16 protein-coding genes are annotated in these 15,255 nt (G+C 62.8%); 11 read left to right on the top strand and 5 right to left on the bottom strand.

From position 1 onward, the window contains the following. Positions 1–72: 72 nt before the first annotated feature. Complete coding sequence (gene repB, locus CO660_RS11445; RefSeq protein WP_085781243.1) at positions 73–1,068, bottom strand: plasmid partitioning protein RepB; 996 nt, start codon at positions 1,066–1,068, stop codon at positions 73–75. Further along, positions 1,065–2,261: a plasmid partitioning protein RepA gene (repA, locus tag CO660_RS11440; RefSeq protein WP_085781242.1), complete on the bottom strand. Its 1,197-nt coding sequence runs from the start codon at positions 2,259–2,261 to the stop codon at positions 1,065–1,067. The genes repB and repA overlap by 4 nt, the downstream gene beginning before the upstream one ends. 201 nt (positions 2,262–2,462) lie before the next feature. Here repA and cobF point away from each other — a divergent pair, with 201 nt between their 5' ends. From cobF to CO660_RS11415, 5 genes are all read left to right on the top strand, one after another. Then, entirely contained in the window at positions 2,463–3,227 is a 765-nt protein-coding gene (cobF, locus tag CO660_RS11435) for a precorrin-6A synthase (deacetylating) (RefSeq protein WP_097598774.1), read from the top strand. A 63-nt stretch (positions 3,228–3,290) separates the two neighbouring features. After that, on the top strand, positions 3,291–4,670 hold the full coding sequence (cobG, locus tag CO660_RS11430; protein WP_097598773.1) for a precorrin-3B synthase: 1,380 nt from the start codon (positions 3,291–3,293) through the stop codon (positions 4,668–4,670). 2 nt (positions 4,671–4,672) lie between these two features. Continuing rightward, entirely contained in the window at positions 4,673–5,305 is a 633-nt protein-coding gene (locus CO660_RS11425) for a precorrin-8X methylmutase (RefSeq protein ID WP_097598772.1), read from the top strand. Further along, positions 5,302–6,033 carry a precorrin-2 C(20)-methyltransferase gene (locus CO660_RS11420; RefSeq protein WP_097598771.1) on the top strand — a complete coding sequence of 244 codons (732 nt, stop codon included), beginning with the start codon at positions 5,302–5,304 and terminating at the stop codon, positions 6,031–6,033. The genes CO660_RS11425 and CO660_RS11420 overlap by 4 nt, the downstream gene beginning before the upstream one ends. Further along, positions 6,030–6,794: a precorrin-3B C(17)-methyltransferase gene (locus CO660_RS11415; protein WP_097598770.1), complete on the top strand. Its 765-nt coding sequence runs from the start codon at positions 6,030–6,032 to the stop codon at positions 6,792–6,794. The genes CO660_RS11420 and CO660_RS11415 overlap by 4 nt, the downstream gene beginning before the upstream one ends. Here the strand turns inward: CO660_RS11415 and CO660_RS11410 are convergent. Continuing rightward, positions 6,758–7,528, bottom strand: a complete 771-nt coding sequence (locus CO660_RS11410) for a cobalt-precorrin-6A reductase (protein ID WP_097598769.1) — start codon at positions 7,526–7,528, stop codon at positions 6,758–6,760. The genes CO660_RS11415 and CO660_RS11410 overlap by 37 nt on opposite strands. Here CO660_RS11410 and cbiE point away from each other — a divergent pair. Together cbiE and cobM are read left to right on the top strand one after the other, a co-directional pair. Beyond that, a complete protein-coding gene (gene cbiE, locus CO660_RS11405; RefSeq protein WP_097598768.1) occupies positions 7,527–8,759 on the top strand; it encodes a precorrin-6y C5,15-methyltransferase (decarboxylating) subunit CbiE in 1,233 nt (410 codons plus the stop codon). The genes CO660_RS11410 and cbiE overlap by 2 nt on opposite strands. Positions 8,760–8,763: 4 nt before the next feature. Next, a complete protein-coding gene (gene cobM, locus CO660_RS11400) occupies positions 8,764–9,522 on the top strand; it encodes a precorrin-4 C(11)-methyltransferase (RefSeq protein ID WP_097598767.1) in 759 nt (252 codons plus the stop codon). Between the two features lie 58 nt (positions 9,523–9,580). On the opposite strand, the gene CO660_RS11395 is transcribed toward cobM, so the two are convergent. Together CO660_RS11395 and CO660_RS11390 are read right to left on the bottom strand one after the other, a co-directional pair. Then, positions 9,581–10,393, bottom strand: a complete 813-nt coding sequence (locus tag CO660_RS11395) for a TIM barrel protein (RefSeq protein ID WP_097598766.1) — start codon at positions 10,391–10,393, stop codon at positions 9,581–9,583. A gap of 162 nt (positions 10,394–10,555) precedes the next feature. Beyond that, positions 10,556–11,584, bottom strand: coding sequence for a LacI family DNA-binding transcriptional regulator (locus CO660_RS11390; RefSeq protein ID WP_085781298.1), 1,029 nt, complete (start codon positions 11,582–11,584; stop codon positions 10,556–10,558). Between the two features lie 131 nt (positions 11,585–11,715). Here CO660_RS11390 and CO660_RS11385 point away from each other — a divergent pair, with 131 nt between their 5' ends. Genes CO660_RS11385 through CO660_RS11370 form a run of 4 tightly spaced genes read left to right on the top strand, consistent with a single transcriptional unit; the run spans position 11,716 to position 15,221 of the window. Further along, a complete protein-coding gene (locus CO660_RS11385) occupies positions 11,716–12,804 on the top strand; it encodes a fatty acid desaturase family protein (RefSeq protein WP_097598765.1) in 1,089 nt (362 codons plus the stop codon). Positions 12,805–12,826: 22 nt separating this feature from the next. After that, positions 12,827–13,141, top strand: a complete 315-nt coding sequence (locus tag CO660_RS11380) for a MocE family 2Fe-2S type ferredoxin (RefSeq protein WP_097598764.1) — start codon at positions 12,827–12,829, stop codon at positions 13,139–13,141. Positions 13,142–13,152: 11 nt separating this feature from the next. Continuing rightward, positions 13,153–14,379, top strand: a complete 1,227-nt coding sequence (locus CO660_RS11375) for an FAD-dependent oxidoreductase (protein WP_097598763.1) — start codon at positions 13,153–13,155, stop codon at positions 14,377–14,379. A gap of 26 nt (positions 14,380–14,405) precedes the next feature. Further along, on the top strand, positions 14,406–15,221 hold the full coding sequence (locus CO660_RS11370; protein WP_176536273.1) for a 3-methyl-2-oxobutanoate hydroxymethyltransferase: 816 nt from the start codon (positions 14,406–14,408) through the stop codon (positions 15,219–15,221). Positions 15,222–15,255: the final 34 nt, after the last annotated feature.

Genomic DNA, 15,255 nt, shown 5'->3' with positions numbered 1-15,255 from the left:
GATTCTCAGATTGTCCAGATATGAGAAAGGCTTCCGCGACGGCAACGTTCGGAGGCTTTTTTCTTTTGCGGCCTACTCTCCTGCTTGCAACTTGCCGGCCTGATAGGCTTCGTAAAGCTCATCGAGACGGCGTGAAATGTAAGCGCCGAAATCCGGCGCATCGCCTGTTTTCAACGCGATCGTGAAGGAATTGCCGGCGCGTCTGATTCGGCCGGCAATCTTGCCGCCGTTCTTCGGCTTCCAGTCATATTCGGAGGGCTCCGGCTTCGCCTCTTTCCTGGCGAGTTCGGCGACCAGAAGCTCGAATCGGCGGTCGCTCTCCTCCGCCCTGAACCCATCCGAGGCGATAAGCTTCGCAAGCCGCGGCGCCGCCGTCCCATTCCAGTCTTGGGCAAGCGCCATCCACTTGCGTCGTCCGATACCGGGCGCGGCCCCCACCGACCTGATGATTTCGGCCGGAATGGCCTTGGCGACCGACAACAGCTTCGATAGCTCCGTCTTGTCTGTAGACAGCGCCTTCATGATGACAGGACGCTCAAAACCCTTGAGCTCGAGATTGAGAGCGAAGACGGCGCGTTCGATATAGGAAAGGTTCCGGCGCGCAGAATTCTCGATGCCCTGCGCAATAACGACATCGGTGTCGTCGAGCTGACGGACGATCGCCTGCACCTTGCGTCCGAGCAGCTTGACGGCCTGCAGCCGGCGATGGCCGTAGGCGATCTGGTAACGCTCGCCGACTTCGGGATGTCGCCGAACAAGGATCGGCACTTCCTGGCCATTGTCGGCAATCGACTGCACCAGCTCGTCCTCAAGATCGAGCGGCTGGTCGGCAAGGCGGTCGCGGACGAAGGAAGAATCGATCAGATCGGGATCGAGTTCGACGATTCGCTCGCCGGAGAGCAAAGCCTCCTGCATCGCCCTGCTCTCTTCCTCCATGCGGCCGAGGGTCAGCGCCATTGTCCGCACCGGCCCGGCCGATCCGCGCGAAGACGGCTCCTCGTAGTTGGCCGCGGCCAACTCCTGCGCCGTATCGTCGAACAAGCCTTTCAGGCGATCGCGTCTGCTCATGTGCGGCCCCAGGCTTTGTGAATGCCGGCAAGAACCTCGCCATTGGCAGCGTTGACAGATTCCAGCGCCCGGTCATACGTCGAGCGGCGCACCTGCCCCTTCTCAATTTCGTAAAGCGTCTGCTTCGTCAGCCCGGCATCGGCGATTGCCGTTGATTTGAGGATGGTTGCCGTCAGCACGTCGTCACCGAACAGGCTGCGCAGCAGCGCGACGATCTGCGACTGCGGCGCATCAAAGGGTTCGTGGCGGGTGACGACATATTTGATGAAGTCGTGCTGCAGGTCGCCGCCGGCCCTGCGAACCACAGAGAGAAGATCCGACGTCATCAACAGGAACTGCGACATGGAGGCAACATCGACCATCTGCGGGTGGATGGTGATGAGCAGCGACGTGGCAGCGCAAACGGCACCGAGGGTGAGGTAGCCGAGCTGCGGCGGGCAGTCGATCACCACCACGTCGTAATCGGCCTCGACCTCGGCAATCGCGACGCCGACGCGGCGGAAAAACAGCTCGGCCGGCTTCTGGCGATCATTGAGCGCCCGCGGCGTCTCATGCTCGAACTCCATCAGTTCGAGATTGCCGGGCACCAGATCGAGTCCGTCGAAGTAGGTCTTGCGGACAATCTCCTTCAGCGGCTTACGAGCCGCATCGTAGCGAATGGCCCCATAAAGCGTATCGCCGTCGGAAAGATCGAATTCCGGCTGCACGCCCAGCATGGAGGAGAGCGAGGCCTGCGGATCGAGATCGATCGCCAGAACCCGGTACCCCTCCAGTGCCAGATATTGCGCCAGATAGAGCGTCGTCGTTGTCTTGGCCGAACCACCCTTGAAATTGGTGACGGCGACCGTCTGCAGCTTTTCGCCGGGGCGACGCCACGGGAGATAACTCAGCGCATCCTTCGGCTTGAGGTTCGCCATGTAATGGCGCAATTCATTGATCTGCCCGAGCGTATAGGAGCGTCGACCATTTGAGGAAAGCTCCGGCTGCGGCCCCTTGCCATCCAGCGAAAGCTGGCGAAGATAACCATCGGAAACGCCGATCATCTGGGCGGCTTCGCCGGAGGAGAATGTGCGCAGCGTCTTCTGCGCAAGCGGCGGAAACAGCTTGTCGCGGAGAAGCTTCAGTTGCCGCGAAAGCTGGTTCGCATGCCGCTCGATCCGCACGTCTGTCGTCGATACGCTAATGTTGTCCAAAACACCCAATCCTTTTCGATGCGCTTTTCTGTCAACATAGCGTCAAAAAGCGTATCGAAAGTGACACGATTCGGGAGTTACGGCAACAATAGGGGTCAAGCCGTCGTGGCGGGCCGAGTTGGCCGCGGCCAACTCCCTGTCCGCCCTTGCGGCCCGCCCGATTTTTGGGCAAGACCGCTTGGACTCACGGGGAAGATCCGCTTGAAGCATATCAATATAATTGGAATCGGCACGGGCAATCCGGAACACGTCACCATACAGGCGATCAACGCCATGAACGCTGCCGACGTGATCTTCCTGCCGCTCAAGGGCGCCGGCAAAGAAGAGCTCGCCGAGATCAGGCGGGAGATCTGCGAGCGCTACCTCACTCGGCCAGCTGTCCGAATCGTGGAATTCGCGGTGCCGCAAAGGCAGACCGCAGACAGAAGCTACTCGCAAAGCGTCGATTCCTGGCACGGCGAGATCGCCAATATCTATAGAGAGTTGATCTCGGGCCTCCCGGACGGCGGCACCGGCGCCTTTCTCGTCTGGGGTGATCCCAGTCTTTACGACAGCACGATCCGCATCATCGAGCGCGTGCGGAAAGCAAACAGCATTAATTTCGATTACTGCGTCGTTCCAGGCATCACCAGTATCCAGGCTCTGGCCGCCAGTCACAAAATCCCGCTCAACCTCGTCGGCAAGCCGGTTGAGATCACCACCGGGCGGCGGCTGGCGCGGGATGGATTTCGAGGCGGCAGCGCAGTCATCATGCTCGATGGCGAACAGGCTTTTACGAAGATCGATGATGCCGACGCCGAGATCTTCTGGGGCGCCTATCTCGGCACCGGGGACGAGATCATCCGATCGGGACGGCTCGCAGACATCGCCGCCGATATTCAGGCGGTGCGTTCCGAGGCGAGACAGCGGCACGGCTGGATCATGGACATATATCTCTTACGCAAGGGACGCGACTTCGAGGACTAGCCGTCGCCGTCGTGTTTTGCCGCACCGGCCGCGATCATGTAAGAGATGATCAGAGGATTGAGAATGGGCACGAAGGCCGCCAAGGCAATCGACGGGACAGGCGAGGCGGATCTCGATGATCGGCCGCCAGCGAAGCCACGCCCGCGCGGCGCCTGCCCCGCCCTTGCCGCACCGTTGCCGACCGGCGATGGTTTGCTCGTAAGGCTGCGCCCGGCCGGTGGCGCCTTGACGCTAGCGCAATTCTCAGCGCTTGCCCGCTCGGCTGCAGAGCATGGAAACGGCATCTTGGAAATCACCGCCCGCGGCAACCTGCAGATCCGCGGACTGCGGGCTGAAACCGTCAAGCGGCTCGCCGCCGATATCGATGCCGCCGGGATCGCCGTGCCGGACGGGCCGGCAATCGAAATATCGCCACTGCACGGTATCGATCCTGAGGAGACAGGCGATCCAGCAGCACTGGAAAAGACCTTGCGCAGCAAGCTCGTAAAGCTGCTCGCCTCGCCGCGGCTCGCGCCAAAACTCTCCCTCATTATCGACGGCGGCGGAGCGTTCGGTTTGTCGGCGCTCTCGGCCGATATCCGTATCGTCGCACAGCCCGGGGCACAATGGCTCGTAGCGATCAACGGCGACGACGAGACGGCAACGCCTGTGGCTAAGGGTGCAGCAGAAGCGGCGATATCGGCCGTTGGCGAAATTCTCGATCTGCTGGCGGTCAGGCAGAGCCTGCGAGCGAGGGATATCGATCCGGCCCTTCTGCGGGCGCGCTTTCCCGCCATGGACATCATCCGATTTCTTCCGTCACATCAAAAACAGACGCCGCTTTCCGGCTTGCACCGGCTGAAGGACGGAAAACACGTGCTTGGTGTGCGGCCGGAATTCGGCCAGATGCGGGCCCCCGATTTGACCGCCCTGCTCGACGACGCAACAGCTCACGGCGCAACAGCTATCCGACTTGCGCCCGGCCGCGGCTTCTTCTTCACCGGCTTTCCGGCAGGGGCCGCGCCGGCTCTGCAGATAACTTCGAGCAAACATGGCTTCACCGTGCAACCCGGCGAGAAAAGCGAATATGTCGCTGCCTGCGCCGGCGCCGGCGCCTGCGGCTCCGCTTTTTACGAGACGAGAGCCCTGGCGCACCGGCTCATTACCGCAGCACCCGTTCTCTTCGACGGATCTCTGACGTTCCATCTCTCCGGCTGTTCGAAAGGCTGCGCCCATGCCGGGCCGGCGCTGACGCTGACCGGATCGGCGGATGGTTTCGGTCTCATTCTCAACGGGCTCGCTTCAGATCTGCCGGATGAACGGATCGCTGGCAGTCGGATCGATTTCGCTATAGAGAGGCTCGCCCGGTTCATCGAAGACAACAGGAACGCTGGCGAATCGGCCGCCGCCTGCCTTACACGGCTTGGCGCAACCGGCGTTTCGAAGGTGCCGCGACAGGAATAAGAATGCCAGACTACGATTACATCCGCAGCGGCGACGCGATCTACGAGCGTTCCTTTGCGATCATCCGCGCCGAGGCCGATCTTTCGCTTTTCACCGAAGACGAGGCTGAAATTGCCGTTCGCATGATTCATGCTTGCGGGCTCGTGGAAGCGGCGAAGAATTTCCTCTTTTCCACCGATTTCGTCAGCACCGCACGCGATGCGCTGAAGGCCGGCGCGCCGATCTTCTGCGATGCGGAAATGGTGTCGCATGGCGTCACGCGGGCGCGGCTGCCGGCGCTGAACGAGGTGATCTGCACGTTGCGCGATCCCGCAACGCCGGAGCTCGCACGCGAGATCGGCAATACACGCTCGGCCGCCGCCATGCATCTCTGGCTCGATCGGCTCGGCGGGAGCATCGTCGCGATCGGTAACGCGCCGACCGCGCTCTTCCATCTGCTCGAACTCCTGCGCGACGGCGCGCCTAAACCCGCGGCGATCCTCGGCATGCCCGTCGGGTTCGTCGGCGCAGCCGAATCGAAGGATGCACTGGCAGAAAATTCCTATGGCGTTCCCTTCGCCATCGTGCGCGGCCGGCTCGGCGGCAGCGCCATGACGGCTGCCGCCATTAATGCGCTGGCGAGGCCGGGCCTATGACGACACCAGGCCGTCTCATCGGCGTTGGCACGGGTCCCGGTGATCCCGAGCTTCTGACCCTCAAGGCCGTGCGCGCCATCGAACGCGCGGAAGTCATCGCTTACTTTGCCAAGCAGGGCAGGGGCGGTAACGGCAAGGCGATCGTCGAGCCGCTGCTGAAACCTTGGGTCACTCTGCTGCCGCTCTACTATCCCGTCACCACCGAGATCGACAAGAATGACGAACGCTATCAGAGCCTGATCACCGAGTTCTACGACCGGTCTGCAAGAGACATCGCCGGGCATCTCGACGCCGGGCGGACCGTCGCCGTTCTCAGCGAAGGCGACCCGCTCTTCTACGGCTCCTATATGCACCTGCACGTCAGGCTTTCCACGCACTACCCCACTGAAGTGATCCCCGGCATCAGCGCCATGTCGGGCTGCTGGTCGCTGGCCGGCATGCCGATCGTCCAGGGCGACGACGTGCTTTCCGTACTGCCCGGTACGATGGCCGAGGACGAACTGACGCGGCGCCTTGTCGATACCCAAGCTGCCGTCATCATGAAGGTCGGCCGCAATCTGCCGAAAATCCGCCGGGCGCTTTCGGCAGCCGGCCGGCTTACGGACGCCCTGTATGTCGAGCGCGGCACCATGGCGAACGCGGCGATGGAAAAGCTTGCCGACAGGAGCGACGGCGATGCGCCCTATTTCTCGCTCGTGCTGGTGCCGGGCTGGGAGGGCAGCCGATGAGTGGCAGGCTTTTCGTCATCGGCACCGGTCCCGGCAATCCCGAGCAGATGACGCCGGAAGCGCTGGCCGCCGTCGATGCGGCGACGGATTTCTTCGGCTACGGACCTTATCTCGAACGGCTGCAGCTCCGCTCCGATCAGCTGCGGCATGCGTCGGACAATCGCGAGGAGCTCGACAGGGCAGGGGCGGCGCTTTCCATGGCAGCGGATGGCGCCAACGTCTGCATCGTCTCCGGCGGCGATCCCGGTGTATTCGCCATGGCCGCTGCCGTCTGCGAGGCGATCGAGAACGGGCCGGCGGCGTGGCGCGCCGTCGATCTTACCGTGCTTCCCGGCGTCACGGCGATGCTGGCGGTGGCAGCAAGAGCCGGGGCGCCGCTTGGGCACGATTTCTGCGCAATATCGCTATCAGATAACCTAAAGCCTTGGAACATCATCGAAACTCGGCTTGAACTGGCGGCAAAGGCGGGCTTCGTCATCGCGCTCTATAATCCGATCAGCCGGGCGCGGCCGTGGCAACTCGGCGAGGCTTTCAAGCTGCTGCGCGACCATCTGCCGACAACAACGCCGGTGATTTTTGGGCGCGCGGCCGGGCGGGCAAACGAGCACGTCGCGGTGCAGCGGCTATCGAAAGCGGATGCATCGATCGCCGATATGGCGACCTGCATCATCATCGGCTCCGCCGAAACGCGGATCGTCGCGCGTTCCGGCAAGCCCGACCTGGTCTACACGCCGCGTTTCATGGCGGGAGGAAAGAGGTGATCGACCGCCGCAAGCGCCGCCTCGACGGTTTCGACCCATGTGATGATCGGCGACGGCGCGCGCGCCACCATCATCACCTCGATGCCGAGCAGGCGCGCCGCCTCGATCTTCGCATAGCTGGCGGTGCCGCCGCTGTTCTTGGCAATGACGACATCGATATGATGCTGCCTCAGCAAAGTGCATTCGCTTTCCAGCGTGAAGGGGCCGCGATCGAGGATGTATTCGGCATTCGCAAGCCTAAGCGGCCGTTTGACGGGGTCGACGCTGCGGATGAGATAGTGATGTTGCGGCGCCACTTCTGCGTGGTGAGCGCCCTGCCGGCCCGTCGCCAGGAAGACATGGCGGAGAGATTGGCCGAGCGCCTCGATGGCCGCCGGGATGCTCCGCACTTCCCGCCAGCGATCGCCCGGCAAGCGTTGCCATTCGGGACGGCGCAGAGCGATCGCAGCGAGAGGGGCGGCCGCAGCCGCGATGGCGGCATTTTCGGAAATTCGTTCGGCGAAAGGGTGCGTGGCGTCGATAAGCAGCCCGTAGCCGCCGGCTTTCAAAAAGTCGGCCAGCGCCATGGCACCGCCGAAACCACCAATACGGACCGGAACAGGCTGCTCGCCCGGTTTCTCGGTACGTCCTGCCAGCGACAGCAGAATATCGCAATCATCACGCGCCGCGAGCGCTTCGGCGAGCAGGCGCGCTTCGCTCGTGCCGCCGAGAATCAGGATGCGAAGTCTTCCCATGTCTGATGTCTTTCCCACTTGCAGCAATCACTGGCTGACTATTATCGGCATCGGCGAAGATGGTCCAGCAGGGCTGGGCGAGGAGGCGAAGAGGCTGATCGCCACCGCACCGGCGGTGTTCGGCGGAGCGCGGCACCACGCGCTTGCCGCATCGCTGATATCGGGCGAAAAACTTGCCTGGCAGAGCCCGTTCGAGCGCTCGATCGATGCCGTCCTTGAACGGCGCGGCACGCCTGTTGTCGTGCTCGCCTCCGGCGATCCGTTTCTCTATGGCGTCGGCGCAACCCTCTGCCGCCGTGTCGCGGCGCAAGAGATGCGCGTCATTCCCGCGCCTTCGGCCTTCAGCCTTGCCGCCTCCCGGCTCGGCTGGCCGCAGCAGGACGTAACGACGATCTCGCTGCATGGACGCCCGCTCGACCTTGTCCGACCGCATCTGCACCCCGGGCGGCGCATCATTGCTCTGACCTCTGATGAAAATGGACCCGGCGAGCTTGCTGCCTTGCTTGTCGCCATCGGCTTCGGTCAGTCGAGACTTACCGTACTCGAAGCGTTGGGCGGTGCGCGGGAACGACAGAGACACGCCGTGGCGTCGGACTTCGATCTCACTGACATCGATCCCCTGAACGTCTGCGCGCTCGAGGTTACGGCAGGGAAGGGGGCTCGCATCCTGCCTTTTGCCGCAGGTCTCGAGGACGATTTGTTCGAGCATGACGGTCAGATCACCAAACGGGAAATCCGGGCGATGACGCTTTCGGCGCTTGCGCCACGTCACGGCGAACTGCTCTGGGATATCGGCGCCGGCTCGGGATCGATCGGCATCGAATGGATGCTGGCCGATCCATCGCTGAAGACGATCGCCGTCGAGCAATCGCCGGAGCGGGCGGCGCGGATTGCCCGCAACGCAACTGCCTTCGGCGTGCCGCATCTGGCCGTTGTCGAGGGTTCAGCGCCAGATGCGCTGAGAGGCCTGCCGGAACCGGATGCGATCTTCCTGGGCGGCGGCGGCAGCGTACCTGATGTCATCGACACTGCCATCACTGCGCTGAAGCGGGGAGGGCGGCTCGTCGCCAATGGCGTGACGCTTGACATGGAGGCGGCATTGATCTGCGAACATGGCAAACGCGGCGGCTCCCTCACGCGGATCGAAATATCGCGCGCTGCGCCGCTCGGCAGCATGAGCGGCTGGCGGCCGGCGATGCCGGTGACGCAATGGCGCTGGACGAAAGGATAGCGGGATGACGGTGCATTTCATTGGAGCGGGGCCGGGCGCCGCGGATCTGATCACAGTGCGTGGCCGCGATCTCGTCGCCCGCTGCCCGGTCTGCCTCTATGCCGGCTCGATCGTCTCGCCGGAACTGCTGCAATATTGCCCGCCTGGGGCGCGCATTATCGATACTGCCCCGATGTCGCTCGATGAGATCGAGGCGGAATATCTGCGCGCTGCCGCCGCGGGCCAGGATGTCGCCCGGCTGCACTCCGGCGACCTCTCCGTCTGGAGCGCGGTCGCCGAACAGGTGCGCCGACTGCAGAAGCACGGAATCGCCTATACGATGACACCGGGCGTTCCAGCCTTTGCGGCCGCGGCCGCGGCACTCGGACGAGAACTGACGATCCCGGCCGTCGCCCAAAGCCTGGTGCTCACCCGCGTTTCCGGCCGCGCCTCGCCGATGCCGAACGACGAGACGCTGGCGAAATTCGGCGCGACGGGCGCCACACTCGCGATCCATCTGGCAATCCATGCGCTGAAGCAGGTCGTGGAGGAACTGACGCCGCTCTACGGTGCAGACTGCCCGGTCGTCATCGTCGTCAAGGCCTCCTGGGCGGACGAGCGCATCCTGCGCGGTACGCTGTCCGATATCGAAGCAAAGGTTGCGGCCGAACCGATCGAACGCACGGCGATCATCTTCGTCGGACCGTCGCTCGAGGCGGAAGATTTTCGTGAGAGCTCGCTCTATGATCCGGCCTATCAGCGCCGATTCAGAAGCCGGGAATAGTGGCTTACGATCGACCGCTCGCCGGCGGCCGATCGTGAAGAGAAGCGTGCATCGGGCCTCAGACCCGCGTGGTCAGATAATCCATGCTGGCGCGCAGCGCAGCGGCCGGGTCCTTGACCGCATGAACTTCCGCAGCAAAGGGCTCGAAGGAGAACGGACCCTTATAGCCCGCCTGCAGCAGCGCCTTGATCTGCCCGGCATTGTCGAGTCGGTCGTCGCCGTCCACGAGCACGCGATGGGAGTCACGCATATCGGCAACGGAAACCGAGGGATCGCTGACGCCGGAAATATGCACGAGGCCGGCCAGTTCGGGGAAGGTTGCGGCTTCGCCGGCAAGGTGATGGTGGAAGGTGTCGTGAACGAGCTTGAAGGTGAATCGCGCGCCGAGTTCCTTGATCGCCTCGGCCGCCTCGGTTTTTGAGCGCAGCGAGCAGATCTCGAAACCAAGCGGCTCGACGAGGCCGATAATGCCGGCCTTATCCAGCATCGGCTTCAGTGCGGACAAAGCCTCACGCAGATTCGCCTGGCGTTCGCCGTCGGCGCAGCCTGTGCCGTCGTTCTTCGGAACGAGGACGAGCGCCTTGGCGCCCGATGCGCTGGCATAGTCGATCAATTCCTGCGCTTCCCTGGCGCGCGTTTCATTCCATTCGTTGAAGCGCTGCAGGGCGTTGATCGAAATGATCGTCAGGCCGTGGCGGGCGGCGGCTTCTCTGATCGCTTCGGGCTTGGTGCCGTCGAGAATGGCATTGCCGGAAAGGTCGTTGCGGATCTCAACCGAGTCGATGCCGAGCGACTTTGCCAGCGCGAAGAAATCATCGATTGCGAGGGACGGCGCAGCCATATGGTTCAGCGCAAAACGGATCGAAGTCATGACGGATATCTCCTCCTCATCTCCGCGACATAAGCGGAGCGGTATTCGTGAATGGGCGAGCGAATCTCTATCCGAATTTGCCGAGCAAACCATCCGTCATCGCCGGCGCTCGCCCTCATTGCTGAAAGAATTTCAGCCGAGATGAGAGAATTCCATCATTCCTTAGATATTCTCGGAAATGTAGATGTCGAAAGGCAGGAAGGATTGGCCGGGAACGGCGGCCTCACCATGCTCTATCGCGCCGAGCATCAGCGATAAAAGCTCCTTGCAGAGCGCGGGCAGGGGAGTGGCGACCACCATGGTGACGATGTCGTCGGCGAGACCGGCCTTGCTCTCCGGCGTCAACTCATTGACGACAAGCACGATCCGGCCGCCGACACCTTCTTCACGGAACGCCGAAATTGCCCCCTCCATGCCGCCGCCGCAGACATAAAGGCCGACGAGGTCGGGATGTTTCTGCAGCAGCGTCAGCGTTGCCTCATGGGTGATTTCGGCGGTCTCCAGGTTGATCAATGTTTCGACGACATCGAATTCCGGCGCGTTCTCCCGGAAATAGGAGCGGAAACCGATCTCCCGCAGTTCATGGCCGTGGAAGCGGTGACTGCCGACAAAACAGGCGACCTTGCCTGGCCTGTGCGCGGTGCGCGCAATCATCCACGCGGCGGTGCGTCCCACCTTGCGGTTGTTGACGCCGACATAGGCGTCGCGCACGCCGGTGGCGAGATCGGAGAGCAGCGAGAAGACGGGAATGCCGCGCTCCTTCAATTCCTCCACCGCGGTGGTCACCGCGGGATAGTCCGGGCCGACGACCGCTACGGCCTGATTGCGGGCGCCGAGCGATTTGATCTTCTCATTGATGGCGGCAGGGGTCGTCGCAGACGGGTATTCAATCTGGATTTGGAGACGGGCGGTGGTGACGGCGCGCGCCGCTGTTTCGATTTCGCGGGCGAAGGTCTGATAGAAGGCCTGCGTCGGCTTCTGCAACAGGAAGGCGAGCTTGTATTGCGGCAGATCTTCGAAGACGCGCTGCCGGATGAGGCCGACGGCGTGATAGCCGATCTCCTGCGCCGCATCATAGACCCGCCGCGCCGTTTCCTCCCGCACACGATGACGGGCGTTGAGAACGCGGTCGACGGTGGCGACGCTGACGCCGGAGGCGCGGGCGAGATCGGAGATGGTGGGGCGGCGCATGGTATCCCTGATGTATTCGCTCATGGATGCGAGCCATGCATGATGGCTTTTGATAGATTACATCAAGCCTGCATTGAGCGTCGCCCAAAGTCAACCTATTCTCTCGGCAACAGCATAGCGGGAGGCGGATAATGGCGACCCAGACAAAGAAACGTGACTACGACTTGCTCGGGGAAAGCGGTCGCACCGCGGTGGAGACGGGACTGGCGGCTGCCGAATGGTATCACACGGAGATTCCGCGCAAGGAGATGAAGGCGCTGATGCAGCGCTCCGATGCGCCGGCGATCCGTGACACCGCCATCTGGCTCGGCAGCATGGTCGTCTTTGCCGGTCTCGGCATCTATTTTTGGGGTTCCTGGATCGCGCTGCCCTTCTTTCTCGCCTATGGCGTGCTCTATGGCTCAGCCTCGGACAGCCGCTGGCACGAATGCGGCCATGGCACCGCGTTCAAAACGCGCTGGATGAACGATGCAGTCTACCAGATCGCCTGCTTCATGATCATGCGCAATCCGGTGACCTGGCGCTGGAGCCATACACGCCACCACACCGATACGGTCATCGTCGGCCGCGATCCGGAAATCGCCGTCATGCGGCCGCCGGACCTTTTCCGGCTGATCCTCAATTTCTTCGGCATCCTCGACGTCTGGCATGCGATGGTCGATATGCTGCGCAATGCCTTCGGCGTCATCAGCGCGGCGGAAAAGACCTTCATTCCGGAGATGGAGCAGCCGAAGGCGATCCGCTTCGCCCGTGTCTGGCTGGCGATCTATCTGGCGACGATCGCCGTCGCGGTCGCCACCGGCTCGATCCTGCCGCTGATGCTGATCGGCCTGCCGCGCCTCTACGGCGCTTGGCACCACGTGCTGACCGGGCTCCTGCAGCATGGCGGCCTAGCTGACAACGTCATCGATCACCGGCTGAACAGCCGCACGGTCTATATGAACCCCATCAGCCGTTTCATTTATTGGAACATGAACTACCACGTCGAACATCACATGTTCCCGATGGTGCCCTATCACGCGCTCCCCCGGCTGCACGCAATGATCAAGCACGATCTGCCGGCGCCGAACCGATCGATCTGGTCGGGCTACCGCGAGATGATCCCGGCTTTCCTGCGCCAGTTGCGCAACGAGGATTATTTCTTGAAGCGGGAACTGCCGGCCACCGCGCGGCCCTACCGCGAGGAATTCCACAACGAACTCGCCCCGGCGGCGCAATAATCACAATCGAGGAAAATGAAAGATGAGCGGAAACTGGATCGAAGTTTGCGGCAAGGACGAGATCGACGAAGAGGATGTCATCCGCTTCGATCATGGCGGGCGCACCTTCGCGGTCTACCGCAGCCCCGACGACGAATTCTTCGCCACCGACGGGCTCTGCACACACGAACATATCCATCTTGCCGACGGGCTTGTCATGGATGAAATCATCGAATGCCCGAAACATAACGGCCGCTTCAATTACAAGACGGGCGAGGCCAAGGGTGCGCCGGTCTGCGTCAATCTCAGGACCTATCCCGTAAAGGTCGAAGGCGGCTCCGTCTTCATTTCGGTCTGAGGGAGGCTGATGTGGCTCATTTCGTCATCCTCGGTGCGGGCGAATGCGGTGCCCGCGCCGCCTTTGCTCTGCGGGAAAAAGGTTTTGCCGGCGAGATAACGCTCGTTGGCGCCGAACCCCTTCACCCCTATGAGCGACCGCCCCTTTCCAAGGCGTCTGCTGCCGATGCCGGCGATCCGAAATTCATCGCCGCTGCGGAAAAATACGCCGAAAGCGCCATCCGGCTACTGACCGGCATTGAGGCCAGGGATTTCGATCCTGCCTCCCGGACGGTCATGCTTGCGGATGGCACCACGCTCTCCTACGACAAGCTTCTGCTGACGACGGGCGCGGCCGCCCGATCGTTTCCCGGCGCCCCGGAAGGCAATCCGCATATTCGTTCGCTTCGCACCCACGATGATGCGGCCGCCCTGCGCGAAGCCATGAAGCCGGGGCGGCATATCGCCATTATCGGCGGCGGCTTCATCGGGCTGGAACTTGCCGCGACGGCGCGCTTGCTTGGCGCCGACGTCACCGTTATCGAGGGGCTGGAGCGGGTGCTGAAACGCGGCGTGCCGGAAGAGATCGCCCATCTGCTCACCGAACGCCACCGGGCCGAAGGTGTCGATATCCGCTGCGGCGTCTCGATCGAGACATTGACCGAGGAAGGCGGGAAGGTGGTCGTCAACCTATCGACTGGCGAGGTGGTAGAGGCCGATCTCGCCCTGGTCGGCATCGGCGCGCGGCCGAATGTCGACATCGCCGAAAGGGCGGGGCTTGCAATCGAAAACGGCATTGCCGTCGACACCTATCTGCGGACCTCCGCGCCTGATGTTTTTGCCGCCGGCGACTGCTGCTCCTTTCCGCTGCCGGTCTATGGTGGCCGGCGGGTAAGGCTCGAATCCTGGCGCAATGCCCAGGAGCAGGGCACACTGGCCGCAGCCAACATGCTCGGCCTCGGCGAACCCGTTTCATCCGTGCCGTGGTTCTGGTCGGATCAATATGACATGACGCTGCAGATAGCGGGCCTCGCCGAAGGGGCGGCTCTGCATCTGCGCCGCGACCTCGGCCCGGACGCCTTCATTCTCTTCCACCTCGACGCCGATCGCCGGCTGATCGCCGCAAGCGGCATCGGACCGGGCAATGCCGTGGCGCGCGACATCAGGCTTGCGGAAATGTTGATCGCGGCTGGCGCCCATCCAGACCCTGCTGCGCTGACAGCAAGCAACATCAAGCTGAAATCCCTTCTGGCCGCCTGAGCCTCCCGATATTTTCAAAGGAATTGATGATGAAAAAACATAAGCGTGCAACCGTTGCCGATCTGCTTGCGGAAAAGGGCAAGCGCCAGCTGACCATGCTGCGCGTCACCTCGCTCGAGGAGGCCGAAGCCGCCGAAAAGGCCGGGATCGACATTGTCTCGGTGCCGCCGTCGCTGCTCGGTCCGGTCTTCCGCGAGATCGCCCCCACGCCCTTTGCCATTCCGGGTCTCGAATATGGCGATCATGTCTCGGCGGAAGATTATCTGCGCGCCGCATTCGCAGCGCTGAAGGCCGGCGGCGATGCCGTCTATTGCGCCGCCAGCCTGCAGACGATCCGACGCCTGCGCGACGAGGGCATTCCCGTCTGCGGCCATCTCGGGCTGATCCCCTCGAAAGCGACCTGGACGGGCGGCTTTCGCGCCGTCGGCAAGACGGCGGCAAGTGCGGCCGAGATCTGGCGGCAGACCAAGGCGCTGGAAGAGGCCGGCGCCTTCGCCGCCGAAATCGAAGTCGTGCCGGGGGATGTCGCCGCTACCATCAGCAGCAACACCTCGATGCTGATGATCTCCATGGGGGCAGGCAGCGGCTGCGACGCCCAATATCTCTTCGCCGACGATGTGCTCGGCGCCAATTGCGACCATTATCCGCGCCATGCCAAGGTCTACCGCAACTTCGCCGCTGAATATGACAGGCTGCAGCGCGAACGCATCGCCGCCTTCACCGAATTCGCCGAGGATGTCAGGACCGGCGCCTATCCGGAAAAGCGTCATTGCGTCGGTATCGACGAGGCCGAACTGAAGATTTTCCTCGACCGGTTGACCAACGAGACGGGAAAGCGCTGACGCTTACCGGCGACTCCCTTCTTCCCAGTGGGGA

It is taken from the genome of Rhizobium sp. L9, assembly GCF_002531885.1.
GTDB lineage: Bacteria > Pseudomonadota > Alphaproteobacteria > Rhizobiales > Rhizobiaceae > Rhizobium.
Note: the sequence above shows the minus strand (reverse complement) of the source record. Positions and strands in the feature narration are given on the sequence as shown.